Origin of the sequence: Paenibacillus litoralis, assembly GCF_046244365.1 — a bacterium.
GTDB lineage: Bacteria > Bacillota > Bacilli > Paenibacillales > NBRC-103111 > Paenibacillus_V.
Map to the genome: position 1 here is coordinate 7167992 of NZ_CP176395.1, position 15982 is coordinate 7183973.

Here is a 15982-nt window from a genome sequence, read left to right on the forward strand (position 1 = left end):
ACTTTTATATCTTACCACATCTTCAGCTTCTAATGCAAGAACTTTTTTTAAGTTTTTTTCTTGCAGTTCGTTGCTCGTTTGTTTTATCGAGCTGCCTTCCGAAGCGGCGAAATCTAATTTATCACATGATTCGACATTAAGTCAAGCACTTTTCTCAACATTTTTTTCAGACGATACTTTGCTCGAATTAACGCCCTTCTTCTTATCCTCAATCTTAATGGAAAAGCGGCCTGTGCAACCCTCTCATCCAAAGAGGAATCGAACACGGACCGCCTACTGTACAGCCTTATCCTTTTACAGCACCTGCGGATAAGCCTTTGACAAAATAGCGCTGGAAGCTGACGAAGATAACAAGAATCGGGAGCAGCGTAAGCGAAATGCCGCCAAACAGCAAACTGTAGTCCCCCATCCCTCTCCCCGCGAAAAACTTGTACAGGTTGATGCTGATCGTCGGATAGTCCTTCGAATTCAGGATAACGAGCGGCAACAGCAGATCGTTCCATATATAGATGAATTGCATAATGATCAACGTAGCGGTGACCGGCTTCAAGAGAGGAAAGATGATTTGAAAAAACGTCCGGAAAGGCGAGCTGCCGTCGATATAAGCCGATTCCTCCAGCTCGAACGGCAGCGAGCGCATGAACCCGCTATAGGTAAAGATGCAAAATGGCGAAAGCACCGCCATGTAGACCAACGAAATGCCGATGAGATTATTATGAAGATGAAGATCCTTCAATAAGAAGACGATCGGAATCAAGGCGGATTGAACCGGAATTAAGATGCCCGACAGAAAGACCCAATACATCGCATTGAAGAACGGATGCTTCACTCTCGCTACGGAATAAGCGGCCAGAGCGGACAAGCTTACGGCAAAAAACAGCGTGATCCCGCCGATCAAGAACGTAACGCCGTAGGAACGCACGATGTCCATTTTCTCGAACGCCGAAACAATATTGCCGAATCCTACGCTGAAATCCGGGAACGCCAGCGGTTTGGTCGCGATTTGCTGATGCGTTTTGAACGTGTTGATAATAATGACGTAGAGCGGTATGGATACGATTAAAGCCAGACATATGGAGAAAAGCTCGAATGACCCGCGGCGCAATTTCTTCATGAATGAGCCCCCTCCTCGTATTTACGGGAAAGCGATACGAAAAAGATCGTAATAATCAGCGCGACCGCCGTCAATACGAAGGAAGCCGCCATCCCGTAAGCAAACTCGGTCGATTGGAACGCATAGCGGTATATGCGAATGGCGAGCGTTTCGCTCGAATACGCAGGACCGCCTCCGGTCAAAGCAAACGGAAGGTCGAAAATCCGGATGCCGTTCGCCAAGCCGATCAGTACGTTAACCGTAATGCCAGGCGCAATCATCGGCAATGTAATGGAGAAGAACTGTCTCCAACTGGAAGAGCCGTCAATCATGGCCGCTTCCTTTATCTCATGGGGAACGCCTTGCAATGCCGCAAGATACACGATAATGATCGGCCCCATCATCTGCCATACCGTAATGAAAATAAGGGAATAGACGACATAGTCAGGGGAATCGATCCAAGGAATCGTTTGTTTATCCCCCAGCAGCTTGCTGAGCGTAACGTTGATCAAGCCCGTATTAGCGTCTAGCATATAACGCCAAACAAATGCGGCAACGACAATCGGAATAATATTGGGAATGTAAAATAATGACCGGAGAAGCGTCTTCGTTTTCAGCTTCTGGTCGAGCAGAATAGCCAGCAGCAAGCCGAACACATTGGCCAAGCACGCCGTCGTCACGCCGATAAACAGCGTCCTGTTCAGCGCTTTCGTAAAATCCTCGCTTTTGAAAATATCGATATAGTTGTCCAGACCGATAAACTTGTAAGCGCCTACCCCTTTCCAATCGGTAAAGCTATAGTAGACCGACTGAAGGATCGGAAAAAACAGAAATACGCCCAGTATGACCGTTATTGGAAGGATAAAGATCACGCCTGTCATGAACATCTTCTTCTGCATAGCCTAGCCCCTTTATCGCTTCAAATTTGTTGGCTCCCGCGCTATCTTTACTCGGAATGGAAATGGACGAAGAGGCGGCGGCAGTTCGCGGCCCCCGCTTCGTCCTAACGTCCCTTTACGGTGACGTGCTCCACCCTATTTCGTTTTCGTTTTATCGTATTCGGCGATGAATTTGTCGACCGCCTTGTTCAAATCGTCCTTAAAGGAGTATTCCTGTGCCGCATTCCCTAAGGCTACCCAAGTTGCGCTAGGGATCGGGCCCGTATTCGCGAACGAAACGACCCGGTTCGTTTCCAGCCACTTCGGTACGTCTTTGTACGATTCGTCAAGCTTGCCGACACCGGTTTGCGCGGAGAACGTGCCTTTGGTCTCCTGAATTTTCGCATACGTATCCTTGCTGAAGAGCCAGTTCAAAAAGGTTTTGGCGGCTTCTACGTTTCTGCCCTTCGCATTGATGGCAATGCCGTCCTCCGGAACGAAGATGTACGGATTTTTGTCTTCGGACAAGTATGGCAGGTTCATGAAGCCCATATCCATCTTCGGCGCAAGCTTCCGCAAAGCCCCCGCTTCCCAAGTACCGCCCATGAGCATAGCCGCTTCCCCATTTGCAAACGCCTGCTGGGCAACGGAGTATTCGTTCGTGAAGCTTCCCGTACGCACGTACTGATTCAATTCCTTAAACTTCTTGAAGCCCTCTTCTACCAATGCGCGGTTTTCGGACTTGCTGAAATCGATGCTATTGGATAAGTAAGCTTTCTTGAACGCTTCATCGCTAACCGCTTTCGCCCCGAACGTCCAGTGGAACACGTTAGCGATACCGGTCTCCCATTTGGAAGAATACACAAGAAGGTCTTTCCCCTTGGCCTTGAGCTTTTTGCCGAGGTCGAGCAGCTCGTCCCACGTTTTGGGCGGCGCCGAGTAGCCGGCATCTGCAAACGCTTTCTTGTCATACGTAAAGCCCATTACGCCAACGCCGAGCGAGAACAACGCTGTTTTTCCGTCCAACGTCGTCGCCTTGCGAATCGAATCGGCGTAGTTTTTGCTCGACTCCAGGGAGCTCAAATCATAAATATACCCGCCCTTATTGGCCATATCCGTCGTCACGTGACCGATGTTGATTTGATACAGATCGGGCACTTCGCCGGTCGAAATTTTCGTCCGGAGCGAATCGTAGATAACGCCGTCCGGCAGCGTCTCCGCTTTAACCTTGATGTTCGGGTATTTGGTTTGGAACTCCTTGATCAAATCCTCATGAATTCCGGCAAACAGCGATTCCGCGAACGTCATCGAAAGCGTGACGGAGTCGGATGATTTGGACGAGCCCGAGGAGGATGCATTATCCTTTCCGCCGCAGCCTGCGAGCAGTGCAGCTACCGTCAGAGCGGAAGCGCCGAGTTTTAATACCTTGCTTGTTCCCATGGTTGGTGACCTCCCGAAGTTGTTGTTCGCGTTGCATAGATTTGTTTTGTATGTTAAACAACGTTTATAAATTACATGATAAACTATAGCTATTTTTGGTCTTTTTGTCAATGAAGCGTTTTCAAATTCATATTGTCGTGCTATTATTTGTGAAATCAGTTTAAAATCCTCTGTTTTTTAAACGATGTTTTAGAAAATACATGTTATTCCTCATCCTATCGCAAACCATTTCCTAAACTTTCCGATCAATTCGGTATCATTCTCCACCATTTTGTGAATATTTGTTTAACAGGAAAACTGGTGTTTGTTTTTTTGAGAAGTAAACCAGAAGGTGCTATACTAGATCAGGGTGAAAACGTTGTCACCGCATGTCCGTACCCGCGAGACATAGGAGCTTACGCCAGCGGACAGCAGAACGATATTGAGGTGAAAGTATGGACACGTCAAAAAAATACACCGTTCCTGCTTTGGAGAAAGCCATTGCCATAATCGAGACGTTGTTCAAGCACGATGAACCGATCGGCGTCAGCGAGCTATGCAAAATGGTCGACATTCCGAAGACGAGCGTTTTCTTCATTCTGAATACGCTCGACCATCATGAATACATCACGAAAACGGAAGACGGCAAATACAAGCTTGGGACCAAGTTCCTTACTATAGGCCTCACCCAACTCAGCAAAATCGAGATCCGTGAACTCGCCCGTCCCCTTATGGACAAGCTGCTTCGGGAAACCGGATTTACCGTGCATTTAGCCGTCCTGGACAACGGCGAAGCCATGTACTTGGAGAAAGTGGAGAGCGGGAAATTCGTTAAGTTCTCCACCTATGTAGGGCAAAGACTTCCGCTGCACGCCTCCGGAGTGGGCAAAGCTATGGCGGCCTATATCCCTGACGACCGGCTCGATCAAATTCTCGAAACGAGAGGCATGCCCCAGAAGACCGAAAATACGATTACGAATGCGGCCGATTTCAAAAAAGCGCTTGACGTCATCCGCAAGCAAGGGTACTCCACTGAGGATGAAGAGGGAGAGCTCGGCATCCGCTGCATCGGTTCCGCCATTTTCGATCACACCAAGCAGCTCAAAGCTGCGATCAGCATAACGGGACTTCGCACGGATATGCCGATCCAGCAGATTCCAGCGTTAGGCGCGCTGGTGAATCAAGCCGCTCAGGACATTTCCCGACGGCTTGGATTTCCGCAGCAGGTGGAAGCTTGACGTCCAAAAGCAAAAAAGCTGTTTGAATCCGCATCCTTCGCGGTTCAAACAGCTTTTTTTACATTATCGTTTATTCGATCATGCCTTCGACCGGGCTGCTGGCGGAAGCATAACGCTTCTTCGGAATGCGTCCAGCCAGGAAGCCTTTGCGTCCCGCTTCTACCGCAAGCTTGAACGCTTCGGCCATAAGAACGGGATCTTGTGCAAGCGACACAGCCGTGTTGAGCAGCACGCCGTCCGCTCCGAGCTCCATCGCAAGCGCCGCGTCGGCCGGTCCGCCGATTCCGGCGTCCACGATAATCGGCACTTTGGCCTCTTCGATGATAAAGCGCAGATTGTTCGGGTTGATGATCCCTTGGCCGGAGCCGATCGGAGAAGCGCCCGGCATCACTGCGGCCGCTCCCGCCTCCTGCAGCTTGCGGGCCAAAATCGGATCGTCCGACGTATACGGGAGAACGATAAACCCTTCGTCCACTAATATTTTAGTCGCCTCAAGCGTGCCTACGGGATCGGGCAGCAGCGTTTTCGGATCGCCGATCACTTCCACTTTGATCATGTCGCACAACCCGCTGGCTTTGGCGAGACGGGCGATACGGACGGCTTCCTCCACCGTATAAGCGCCGGCGGTGTTCGGCAGCAGCGTATATTGCTTCAGGTTCAGCGTTTCGAGAAAATTAGGCGAATCCGGATTGTCGATCGGAAGACGGCGGATGGCGAAGGTCAATACTTCCGTTTTGGATGCTTCAACCGCTTTGCCCTGGATATCCAGAGCGGGAAACTTGCCTGTTCCGAGAAGCAGGCGGGACTGAAATTCATAGGGTCCGATTTTCAAAAGATCTTTCATGATTAGCGCTCTCCTTCATTTATCCGTAGTTTGATAATGTCCTGTTCTGCTAGCGAAATGTCGCGCTTTATCCGCCGCCGACAAAATGCACGATTTCCACTTGATCGCCGTTTTGAAGCTTCGTATCGCTATAATGGGTACGTTCGATAATCGTACGGTTCAGTTCGACGACCAAAATTTTATGCTCAAGCTTGAATGCGGCGAGCAGCTCGCTGACCGTGCCTACGTTCTCCACATCCCGAAGCTCCCCGTTGACGGTAAGCTGCATGGTGTTCCCTCCTTCATGTCTTCTCTGGACTTGCTCCCGGATCGAGAAACAGCGCAATAATAACCGCCGTTCGGGAACCTCCTTGCTTTCTTCGGAAACGAAAAAAAGCCAACCGCATAGGGTTGACTTCAAGGGCTACACGCCAAAAAAACGCATAACCACTTCCCTACGCTGGTATGATCCAGGCGGCGCACAAAAGCGAAATCCGCTATGCGCCTTTTCAGGTTCCAAGGGTTTCAGACGGCGTCTGTTCTCAGCCCGGCAGTTCAGGCTCCCCTAGTGGTAAAAAAGTATTCAATAAGCAATAGTATAGCACATACGGCAAACTATTTGGTATAGCGGATTTCGAGCTCGGCAAAATCGTCCGTCAGCGCTACGGCCACTTCATTGACGAGCGACTTTTTGACGAGCTTGTTCAGCAAGAGCGTCAACTCCTGCAAGTCGCTGAATTCTGGCATTGCCAGGAGCTCCGCGGAGCTCCACGGCTCCTCCCGGCTGCTCAGTGCACGGAGCAGCGGCATACAGCAGCTTTCCATTTTGGACATGACGGAAAACTCGCAGGCCAGCAGCACAAGCTCGACGCGCTGTCTGAGCGTCTCCATGCTCGAGGTCAGCTCCTCGTACAGTTTGTACACGCCCGGATTGATCCGGTGAACCTGCTCCCATACCGTCATCTCCGGATGGCTCCCGTGCTCGATAATGACGATTCGCGCCCAATGATGCAGAGCCGCCATTACACAGCTGTAGGCATCCATGACATGATCCTCGCGCAAGTAATCCTTGGCTTTGGAATACGTTCGTAAAAATGCGGCAAACTCCGCCATCATCTTCCGTTCGCGCAGCCGATCCGGAAATTCAAGCAGCCGGTGACGCAAATGCTCCAGCTCCCCTCTGCGATCCAACAAGATTTCACCTCGTACGATCCACTCCATCGTGTTCCGGTTCTCTTCACCTTGAACCAGGCTCTCCAGCTCGTCCGCTTTCAGCCATCGTTCTTGTATACGGCTTCCGTCTTTTATATAATGAAATAGATTATCGGTGCATAATTCCCGATCGTAGACGATCAGCACCAGCCGATGGAAATGATCGGTCATAGGTCCATGCGCCGTCTCATATTCGTACAGAAGCACACTCATGACGTGTACTTCCATTTTCAATCGTTCGATGAGCTCGGTTTTGAATCGGTCCATGCCAGCCTCCGTCGTAGCCTTAATTTCTGTATACTGTACATTTCTACACCGAACACAACTTTCCTGCCGAATGGGAGAAAAGTCACATTTTCTGATGGAAGAAGAGGAAACGGATGTTATTTAAATCAAGTAAAGTCAATGAATTTCGGCTTTGGGGCCTATTGCTGACGATGTTCGGCCTGCTGATTATGGTACTGGGCATGGCCGGTATCGTGTTCGAGTGGGGCACGTTCGGTCGCGTCATCGCCGCTATATTTCTTGTCCTCGGGCTCATTAGCGTATTTGCAAGCATGGCCGTTTATTTCTGGGCAGGCATGCTCTCGACGAGCGCAGTCGTGCTGGAATGCCCGGAATGCGGCAAAACGACGAAGCTGCTCGGCAAAACCGACCGCTGCATGTTCTGCAAAACGATTTTGACGCTCGATCCGACACATGCGCCGAAAGAAACGGCGGAGGCTGCGACGCAGCATTCCTCACAGTAAGCCATTCAAAAAAAGCACCCGCTCGCGATGAACTCGCTTGTCGGGTGCTTTTGCGTTACGGCCTCTTCTCGAGGGTTTCCTTGATTACGTTCCAAATATCGGGCGTTTCGAATGTCCGGCTCCAGGAGGCGATGCCGGCAAGATCGTGCTTTTTGACAAGCTCGGCCCTGCTCTTCATGGAAACCGCGTCTTCGATCCAGATTTTGATCGTTTTGCCGTCTTCTTTATACTCCACGTAATTGTTGCCGGCTTCCTGATCGTACGTCGGCGTAAGATTTTTGTCTTTGATCGTTTTCTGAATGACGTCCATCCCGACGGCCTTGGAGCTGACCTTCGTTTTGCCGTCCTTCGTTTCCTCGGTCCATACGCGCGAGTAAAAAGGAACGCCTAGCAGCAGCTTGGATGCGGGGACGTCGTCTTCCTTCATGATTTGCGTAATGCCCTTCTCCACCCAGGACAGCGATGCGACGGGTCCGGCTTTCTGACTGGAAGCCCAGTGCTCGTCGTACGTCATGACCATCATATAATCGACCACCTCGCCGACGGCGCGCCGGTCCATGAAGAGGGAATACACCTCCGACCCGTCTTTCACCGTTACGTCGATCGACACGACCAGCCCCTGCTCGTGCAGGAAAGGCGTCAGTTCGCGTACGAACTGAACGACATTCGCTTTATCCTTCAGATAGACGTTCTCGAAGTCGATGTTGATGCCGTCGATCTGATACATTTGCGCGAAGCTGACAAGCTGCTTGATCATTTTGATCCGCTTGTCATAAGTGGAGAGCGCCTCGGACGTCTGCTTCGGCTCGAAGCCGTTCGAGAATAGAGCCCATAGCTGGTAGCCCTGCGCATGCGCCCATTTGACGAAAGCGGCGTCGCCGTTATTTTTCAAGTTGCCCTCGCCGTCGGCCAGATGGAACCACTGCGGGCTGATGACGTTCAGGCCCGGCATGGCGCCGATTTTGGACGTATCGGGATTTTTGTTGTAAACCTGCTGCCAAGTCAAATTGATTTTGCCGCCCAGCGGCTTCCATGGCGCCTTCGGTTCCTTCCGTTCTTGGACCGGAATGGTCTCGACGCGATCGAGCGACACTTCGCTTTTCTTCATGTAGCCGATGTACCCGTTCGCCAGCTGAATCTTATACCAATCCTTCTCGTCCGCAAGCAGCATGACCGCCTCGCCTTGCTTGACGTCGGCGGCTATCGGCGCTTTGACGGTAGGCTCCGTACGCATCGCGCGCAGCTTATCCGGCTTGTTCGCCGAAGCGGCCGCTTTGCCCCACTGGATAACGTCGCCCGCTTTGTGAAGAATGACGGCTCCGGTTTCGGCGGACTCCCGAATCTCCAGCTTGTAATAGGTTAATAGAGGATCAACGGGCACATATGTCGTATTATCGATCTTCTCTACGGGAAAACGGAGCGTAAACGGCTTCTCGTTGACGAGTCCGGTGAGCTGGCTTGTTTTGAGCCGCACGACCTTGTCCTGCGTCGTGATGATAACCGACTGGCTCTGTTCCTCGTAGCGAATGTTAGGATCTATCAAGTCCTTATAGACGTCGATCGGCAGCTTCAACGATTCTTTCTCGCCTGCAGCAGGCAGCCTCAGCATTTCGCCGCGGTAAAAAACAGGCTTTTTGGAGCCGTCGAAGTCAGGCGTCTGGTGCATCGAATTCGGCCAGTAAAAGTGCCAATATCCGTAACCGGCACCGCCGATCATGGCAATCAAAAACAGGATGACAAGTAGCGGGACGACCCTTCTCGGCTTGCGGCCGCGAGGCTCGGCATTCGTTGCTGCCGGTTCCATAATTCACTTCCTTTATTTGTATTGACGCGCCAAAACGCGCGAATGTTGCGGAATAAGGGAAAATTAGGGCCATATCGACCCTACGGGCATAAAAAAAGACGCATCGCGCTGCATCGCGCGCCGATACGTCCTATTATACTATATTTTACGACAAATCTCGCAATCTTTTACAATTGTTCGATTATGGAAAGTTCGTTTGACGTTTGACTAATGCTTAATCGTGCTTGCGCAATCCCGGCAAAGCCCATATACCTCGAGCCGGTGGCCGCGTACGACAAAGCCCGTTTCCTCCGCCGCTATATGTTCCACATCATGCAGCTTCGGATAGTTAAAGTCGACGATTACGCCGCAGCTTTCGCATTGGGCGTGGTAATGCTCCGACATGTCCGCATCAAACCGGCTGGAGCTGTCTCCGTAGGTCATTTCACGCACAAGTCCGGATTCGATAAATACCTTCAGGTTGTTGTACACGGTCGCTACGCTCATGCTAGGGAAACGACCTTCCAATGCCCGATAAATCTCGTCGGCTGTCGGATGCGAAGTCGTATCCAACAAATAGGAAAGTATGGCATGCCGCTGCGGAGTCATTCGCACTCCCGTCGACTTCAGCTTATCCAGCGCTTGTTCAAACCGGGCTCCCAAAGTTATCACCACCATCATTCTTATGCTCGCCTATTCGGCGTACTTGCGAGTTATTCTCATTGTACGTTTGAAATGTTCGTTTTGTCAATGAAACATCCCCCCATAACGCGAAGCCGGCTGCAGCGTAAGAAGAGAGTCGCTCTGTCAAACCTCCGGAAATGACGCTTTCCGCCGCCAGGCAGACCGCTCAAGGCTCCCATCTTATTCCTATTCGGGAGCCTTGAAACGATGCCAGGAAATCGGGATCAATCGATTTTGTTCACCGCGATGTGTCCGTTGCTCGAACGGATCAGCAGCTTGAATTGGCCCGATCCGATTTTGCCTTCGATGCTGTTCTTATCCTTGGTCAGCGGCAGATCCGAATCGATGGAGCTGTTCGTCGTAGCGCCGTCGACCGTGAAGCTTCCTGATGACGGAACTTTAACCTCCACCTTCGAATTCGTCGTACGCAGCTCCCAATTGCCGCCCATCGTACCGCTCTTCGCCTCGATTTTGCCGTTCGTCGTGACGGCGGTAACTTGATCGCTCGCTTCATCGAGCTGAATTTTGGCATTCGTCGTTTCCGCCTTCAACTTTCCTTCGATTCGGCTGATATCCATGGAGCCGTTCGTAGATACAAGCTGCGTGTCTCCCTTGATGTTGGCGGCGTTAACGGAACCGTTCGTCGTCCGCGCCTCCGTGCTGCCGACAATGTCGGTGAGCGTGAGCGTGCCGTTCGTCGTTTGCAGCTTCAGCTTGCTTAGGGCCGTAAGGCGGCTCGCTTCGAGCCTGCCGTTGCGCGTCTCCACATCGTAATCGTATTTGCCGGTCTCCGGCACCGTTACGACAAGCTCCATTTTCGGCGTTCTTCTGACGCCCAGCTTGCCGCTGTAGGATTCGCCTTTTGCTTCTATGGAAAGCTTACTGCCTTCCTTGAATTCGATCTTCGAATTGTCGGCGATGCGTTCCGCTTCCGCGGTGTCAGACAGGTCGACCCAAACCGTCGTTTCTACTTGAATCTTGTCTACCGCGCCCGTCTTGATCACGATAGGACCGTTCGCATTATCGAGCTCGATCTGTTCCGTACCGGAGGCGATCGGGATGCTCGTCACGCCCTTCTCGAACTTTTGTCCGCCGTTCGAAATCACGTTGAACCAATCGAATGAAAATTTGCCGACCTGCGTCGTGCCGATGACAATGGCGGAAATAATGACGGCGATCAGCACGCCGCCCAGATCCAGCTTGAGCTGACGCTCCCCCTTATGATAAATAAAGCTGAACAGCATATACTCGACGCCAAGCGCGATAAGCACAGCCGGCCACCAACCGACGACTTTCCCGAGCAGCGAGCTGCCCGTCGTCTGGTCGATCAGCAGAAGCACGCCTACCAGCACCATCAGCGCCGCAGCCGTATATCTCCCTACTTTCAACATAGCCATTCTCCTAACCGTTATTTTTTGCGCGATTCCATGACGAACAGAACGATGCCCGCTCCGATCAAAATGGCAGCCCCTATATAAGAACCGTTCATCCGGAACAGCTCGCTGAACCAAGCGGGTCTGTTAAACAGCAGGAAGAAAACGACTCCCGCTCCGATCAGCACAAGGCCGAGACGATTCGGACGATCCGCGCCATTTAAAGGATCCGTCCCCCACGCTTCCGGCGGAAGCTCGCCCGACTGCACCATTCTCGCACGCGCATTCACCTTATCCGCAAGCTGCAGCGCATCGAAAACGTTGTAAAAATAGACGACCGGCAGAAGACAACTGATCAGCACGACAAGCGGGATGAAATTATCCCCCTCCATGCTGATGACTACCGTCGGGATCGCCGCGACGTTCAGAATGAACAGCAGCATGACGACAAGCCCCTTTTGCATGAGACCCAAATAGAAATGGCCGATGCCTGGGAACAGAAAGGCGAACAATCCCGTGAGCGCCTTGCTTTTGCGCGGCGGCGCAACGAACGGAACATTCGGATAAGGCGGCATAGGGAACTGCTTCATGCGTTCCTCTAAGAAATCGTCCTTCTTCTTGGTCTCGCTCTGAAAATCATGGTTTCCTTCCATTGCACATTCCTCCATCTATTGGCGCATTAATGACGCATTTGAACGGTCACTTTGTCTACAAATCCAATCACGATTTCAACCTTCCCCCGCAATCCGCTCTCGAGAAGACCGGTGTCCAGGGTGACGATCTGCTGTAAAATACCCAAATGAATGAACAAATAGGTCGCGGCGGCCGCAGCGAATAAATTCGTCAGCTCGGGACGCCAGTAGCGAATGGGAACAGACGTTCTCTTTCGACTTGCGACACTTTGCTCTTGCCTCCCTTGCTCTTCCCGGAGCCGTTCCGAGGCCAAAGCCGCCATGACGTTATCCGTAAATGCCGGCGACGGCAGCTCATCCTCCATCTCTTCTAGCCGCTTATCCAGCTCCAGGTAACCATCCGCAATCCGTCTGCACGGCTCGCAGGTTTCCACATGCTTGCGGACTCTGTGCCGCTGAACCTCGTCGCAGCTACGGTTTGCGAACTGCTGAAGCTCGCGCTCGCTCGGGTGCTTCCGATTCATGCCCGTTCACCTCGATCCATTTTTGCTTTAGCATCGTTTTGCCCCGGTACAGGCGGGTTTCCACCGTTTTGACCGGGATCTGCATAATGTCGGCGATTTCCTGGTACGACAGCTGCTTATAATGATACAGGTGCATGATGATCCGGTACTTGTCGGGAAGCGAGGCGAGAAGCGCCTGCATGTCATCCTGCTCTTCTTGCCGGACGACCTGCTGCTCGGGTTCCGCGGAGCGGTCGCCGAACCAGTTGCGTACCCGGTCCAGCACCGCCTCCAGCGGCTTTCGCCGCTGCGACCGACGGTAGTCCTGCACGAGATTGACGGTCAGCCGGTACAACCATGTCGTAAACTTCGCTTCCCCGCGATAATGGAGAAGCGTCCGGTACAGCTTCAAGAACACTTCCTGCGACAAATCCTCCGCAGTCTCGCGCTGGTCCACCATGCGCAGGATAAGCGTAAACACATACGATCGATGCCGGTCGACGAGTACCCGGTAAGCGTCTTGACGGCCTTGACGAACCGCTTCCGCCAGTTCTTCATCCGTCAAATGATCCATCGTTTCACCGTCCCGTCTCCCCCGAGTATTGATTTTTTTGTCGTATACCTGATTAGACGTTATTTTCTCAAGCAACCCTTCAAATCATTTCGATATTTTTTGAAAAAATATCGCTCCAGCTTGTCCAGCAGCGGTCCGTCGATCGGGAGCCAAGCCACCTCCTGCAAAAACTTGACGTCCCAATCCGCATGCTCCGGATCGTAACCTAGCGTTAACGTCCCCCCCACCGCTTCTACGACGAAGGTCACCGTTCCTGCATATCCTTGACTGACGCCGGCAAAATGCTGCTCGCCCAAATGAGCCGCGATGCGCACGGTCAGCCCCGTTTCCTCCTGCAGCTCGCGGACAACCGCTTGCTCCGGCTGCTCGCCCTGTTCGATCCCGCCTCCGGGCAAGCACCAATACTGCTCGCCGATCGTCGTATCGAAGTGGCGCACCATGAGCAGGCGCCCCCGCTCGATGAGAATGGCCTGCGCACGTTTTTTTATGATCATCCCGAGAATCCTCCTTTCCGCGCTATTGAAAAGCCTCCTCTTCGCTATCGCAAAGAGAAGGCTCCGGTTAAACGTATGATACCCCGGCTTAAGGCTACTCTACCGAAACGCCGGTAATGCCGTTCAGCCGTTCAATTCCTTCGATAAGCGGAACCAGCACGCTCGGCTTCGGAATTTTAACCGAGAGCGTGACGTAAACGAGATTGCTGCCGTCTTCCTTCTGCTCTTCCTCCATCGACAGCTTGCGGACATCGACGCCTTTCTCCTCCAGCAAGCCGGAAATGCGCCCTAGCGTCCCCGCCTGATTGGCCGTACGGATTTTAATGGCGTACACCCGCTTGTCTCGGAAATACTTTTTCTCGACGATGTTAAGCACATATAAGCTGAGCAGCACCATGAACGTCGATAAGATGGCGGCGTAGTAAAAGCCCGCTCCGACCGACAAGCCGATTGCCGCAACGACCAGCAGGGTAGCCGAGGTCGTCAGGCCGGTCACCGTCAGGCCGTTCCGCAAAATGGTTCCCGCGCCCAAGAAGCCGATTCCAGGGAGAACTTGCGCTGCGAGCCGCGCCGGGTCCATCCGCACGTTGTATTCGTCGACGAATGCAGAAAAGCCGTACATCGACAGCAGCATGATCAGCGTCGATCCTAGACAAACCAAAATATTCGTTCGAAATCCCGCCGCATGGCTGTGACGTTCCCGTTCGAAGCCGATCAAGCCGCCCAGCAGCAAGGCTAGCGCCAGCCGCAGCGTTAAATGCAGCGGATCGATTTCCCAAGGGCTCATGCTTGTTCCCCCTTTTACTCCACCCTTTGCGCATCTTTTTGGAAAGGAATGATAGCGTTATCTTATAAATGATCTTATTGTAGCACGATTTTCCAGAGGGTCAATACTTAATCCCCGCCCGGCTTACTACTGGATAAACGCGTTGTCCTTAAACAACCCGTTGTACTTAACGTTGCCGCGTTCGTCGTATACGGTTCCTTGACCGTCAGGCTTGCCGTCGCGCAGCGTACCGACGTAACGCGAGCCGCTGTCGTAATATAGCGTGCCTTGACCTTCTACCTTGCCGTCCCTGAACGCGCCTTCGTAAACGAGCTTGCCGGCTTGGTAATACCGGCCGAATCCTTCGAACTTCCCTTGCCGCAAGTCTCCGACGTACTTCCAGTCCTTCCCGTAATAAATACCCGGATACGGTTCGTTTGCGGCGGCTTTCCGCTTCCAATCGTCGGCCCACCGGTCCTCGAGCTCCTTGAGCGTATGATTCGTAATCAAACGAAGCTGCTCCCCGAAAATCCCGTGCGTATAAAACACGGAGGCGATCGCAGGCTCCCCGTACCGTTCGGCCAAATAGGCGTAAATCGACTGGGAAAGCGCATAGCCGAGCTCGACATCGCTCCATTTGTCCGCCGATTGGGACAGCTCGTCCCATGTCATCAGTTTGCCGGCAGCGAGCGCCTCGTAAATTTCCTTCTCGCGCATCGCCGCGTAGAACGGAGCATCCAGCTCGTGATAGGTAGCCGCCCCTTCCATAAACCAGTACGGATACGTTTTGTCCTTGGACGCGTCCGACGACAGCGTAACGGCGTGAACCGTTTCATGCAGCGCCGTCAAAAGCAGCCGCTCCATCGACGCCTCATCCTGCTTGATCAGCATCGTTCGCTTCTGCACGTTCCATTCTCCTTCGGACCAAGCAAGCGTGACGGCCTTCTCATAGTCTTCCTTGCCGAGGAAGACCAGAGGAATTTTGTAGGAAAGCTTACGATCGAGCGATTCCGTCACCTGACGATAAATCGCATCCAAATGCTGCGCGATCGCAAACACGCTTTCCTCCTGTGCGGCGTAATACACCTCATAGTTCGCTGTGGAAAAGGTTTTCCATTCCCGTGCAGTCATTGCATCTAGAGGCAATGGACCGGCTTTGGCCGAATGCCACGTCTGCCGCTGCCCGGATGGCGGCTCGGCCGCAGGCGAAACAACTATTTCCTTGACGTCGAGCGGCTTGCGCGGCTTCGGCTTGGCTATGGAAGGCCCGGTCGCAATCGCAACGGTTCGCGTGGCGTTGTCCCAGGTCACGGCCGCGCCGAGAGACTCGCCGATAAAACGCGCCGGCACCATCGTGCTGTCCTGCAAAATGACCGGCGCTTGGGCAAGCGCGACCGGCTCCCCGCTGATGAATGCTACCGGAAAGCCTATCGTCAGCTTGATTTGCGTATACGTCTTAAGCGCCGTAACGGTGCGGGTTTCGTTATCCCAGTCGATTTTAGCTCCCAACGCTTCAAAAATGCCGCGCATCGGCACCATCGTCGTTCCTTCGACAATAACGGCCGGTTGATCGAATGTTTGCCGCTTGCCGTCGATCGTAATCGTAACAGCCGTATCTTCCGGTGCCGACTTCGCTTCTTCAGCCAGAACACCCGGCGTGCCGCTCCAAAACGGAAGGCATATCGCGAACAAAACTGCCGCGCTCCATTTCATGAAACGACTCTTCAAGTTATTCCCACCCTCTCCGCGTATTGCCGTAGA

At 52.7% G+C, this 15982-nt stretch carries 17 protein-coding genes and 1 riboswitch; of the genes, 2 read left to right on the forward strand and 15 right to left on the reverse strand.

The window, feature by feature from the left end; genetic code table 11:
- Positions 1 to 286: 286 nt before the first annotated feature.
- From ACKGJP_RS30170 to ACKGJP_RS30180, 3 genes are all read right to left on the reverse strand, one after another.
- On the reverse strand, positions 287 to 1114 hold the full coding sequence (locus tag ACKGJP_RS30170) for a carbohydrate ABC transporter permease (protein WP_409342455.1): 828 nt from the start codon (positions 1112 to 1114) through the stop codon (positions 287 to 289).
- Positions 1111 to 1992 (reverse strand): carbohydrate ABC transporter permease, encoded by an 882-nt coding sequence (locus ACKGJP_RS30175; protein ID WP_409342456.1) that lies wholly within the window; start codon positions 1990 to 1992, stop codon positions 1111 to 1113. The genes ACKGJP_RS30170 and ACKGJP_RS30175 overlap by 4 nt, the downstream gene beginning before the upstream one ends.
- A gap of 135 nt (positions 1993 to 2127) precedes the next feature.
- Positions 2128 to 3411: an ABC transporter substrate-binding protein gene (locus tag ACKGJP_RS30180; protein ID WP_409342457.1), complete on the reverse strand. Its 1284-nt coding sequence runs from the start codon at positions 3409 to 3411 to the stop codon at positions 2128 to 2130.
- 434 nt (positions 3412 to 3845) lie between these two features.
- Between ACKGJP_RS30180 and ACKGJP_RS30185 the strand changes: the two genes are divergently transcribed.
- Positions 3846 to 4628, forward strand: a complete 783-nt coding sequence (locus tag ACKGJP_RS30185; RefSeq protein WP_409342458.1) for an IclR family transcriptional regulator — start codon at positions 3846 to 3848, stop codon at positions 4626 to 4628.
- A 70-nt stretch (positions 4629 to 4698) separates the two neighbouring features.
- Here the strand turns inward: ACKGJP_RS30185 and ACKGJP_RS30190 are convergent, their stop codons facing one another.
- The 3 genes from ACKGJP_RS30190 to ACKGJP_RS30200 form a co-directional block, all read right to left on the reverse strand.
- Positions 4699 to 5472, reverse strand: coding sequence for a thiazole synthase (locus ACKGJP_RS30190; protein ID WP_409342459.1), 774 nt, complete (start codon positions 5470 to 5472; stop codon positions 4699 to 4701).
- Positions 5473 to 5539: 67 nt separating this feature from the next.
- Positions 5540 to 5740, reverse strand: coding sequence for a sulfur carrier protein ThiS (gene thiS / locus ACKGJP_RS30195; RefSeq protein ID WP_409342460.1), 201 nt, complete (start codon positions 5738 to 5740; stop codon positions 5540 to 5542).
- A gap of 146 nt (positions 5741 to 5886) precedes the next feature.
- Positions 5887 to 6028: riboswitch (TPP riboswitch) on the reverse strand.
- 38 nt (positions 6029 to 6066) lie between these two features.
- A complete protein-coding gene (locus ACKGJP_RS30200; protein WP_409342461.1) occupies positions 6067 to 6930 on the reverse strand; it encodes a nucleotidyltransferase-like protein in 864 nt (287 codons plus the stop codon).
- A 113-nt stretch (positions 6931 to 7043) separates the two neighbouring features.
- On the opposite strand from ACKGJP_RS30200, the gene ACKGJP_RS30205 reads away from it, so the two are divergent.
- A complete protein-coding gene (locus ACKGJP_RS30205; protein WP_409342462.1) occupies positions 7044 to 7412 on the forward strand; it encodes a YgzB family protein in 369 nt (122 codons plus the stop codon).
- Positions 7413 to 7467: 55 nt separating this feature from the next.
- Here the strand turns inward: ACKGJP_RS30205 and ACKGJP_RS30210 are convergent, their stop codons facing one another.
- The 9 genes from ACKGJP_RS30210 to ACKGJP_RS30250 all read right to left on the reverse strand — a co-directional run bounded on the left by ACKGJP_RS30210 (position 7468) and on the right by ACKGJP_RS30250 (position 15949).
- Positions 7468 to 9216, reverse strand: a complete 1749-nt coding sequence (locus ACKGJP_RS30210; protein WP_409342463.1) for a glycosyl hydrolase family 18 protein — start codon at positions 9214 to 9216, stop codon at positions 7468 to 7470.
- 207 nt (positions 9217 to 9423) lie between these two features.
- Positions 9424 to 9873, reverse strand: coding sequence for a peroxide-responsive transcriptional repressor PerR (gene perR / locus ACKGJP_RS30215; RefSeq protein WP_409347292.1), 450 nt, complete (start codon positions 9871 to 9873; stop codon positions 9424 to 9426).
- 230 nt (positions 9874 to 10103) lie between these two features.
- Positions 10104 to 11270 (reverse strand): DUF4097 family beta strand repeat-containing protein, encoded by a 1167-nt coding sequence (locus tag ACKGJP_RS30220; RefSeq protein WP_409342464.1) that lies wholly within the window; start codon positions 11268 to 11270, stop codon positions 10104 to 10106.
- Between the two features lie 17 nt (positions 11271 to 11287).
- Entirely contained in the window at positions 11288 to 11905 is a 618-nt protein-coding gene (locus ACKGJP_RS30225) for a hypothetical protein (RefSeq protein ID WP_409342465.1), read from the reverse strand.
- A gap of 26 nt (positions 11906 to 11931) precedes the next feature.
- Positions 11932 to 12408 (reverse strand): anti-sigma factor family protein, encoded by a 477-nt coding sequence (locus tag ACKGJP_RS30230; protein WP_409342466.1) that lies wholly within the window; start codon positions 12406 to 12408, stop codon positions 11932 to 11934.
- Positions 12356 to 12961 carry an RNA polymerase sigma factor gene (locus ACKGJP_RS30235; RefSeq protein ID WP_409342467.1) on the reverse strand — a complete coding sequence of 202 codons (606 nt, stop codon included), beginning with the start codon at positions 12959 to 12961 and terminating at the stop codon, positions 12356 to 12358. The genes ACKGJP_RS30230 and ACKGJP_RS30235 overlap by 53 nt, the downstream gene beginning before the upstream one ends.
- Before the next feature lie 59 nt (positions 12962 to 13020).
- Positions 13021 to 13455, reverse strand: coding sequence for an NUDIX hydrolase (locus ACKGJP_RS30240; RefSeq protein ID WP_409342468.1), 435 nt, complete (start codon positions 13453 to 13455; stop codon positions 13021 to 13023).
- A gap of 94 nt (positions 13456 to 13549) precedes the next feature.
- Positions 13550 to 14242 carry an MgtC/SapB family protein gene (locus tag ACKGJP_RS30245; protein WP_409342469.1) on the reverse strand — a complete coding sequence of 231 codons (693 nt, stop codon included), beginning with the start codon at positions 14240 to 14242 and terminating at the stop codon, positions 13550 to 13552.
- 126 nt (positions 14243 to 14368) lie between these two features.
- Positions 14369 to 15949 (reverse strand): stalk domain-containing protein, encoded by a 1581-nt coding sequence (locus tag ACKGJP_RS30250; protein WP_409342470.1) that lies wholly within the window; start codon positions 15947 to 15949, stop codon positions 14369 to 14371.
- Positions 15950 to 15982 lie beyond the last annotated feature (33 nt).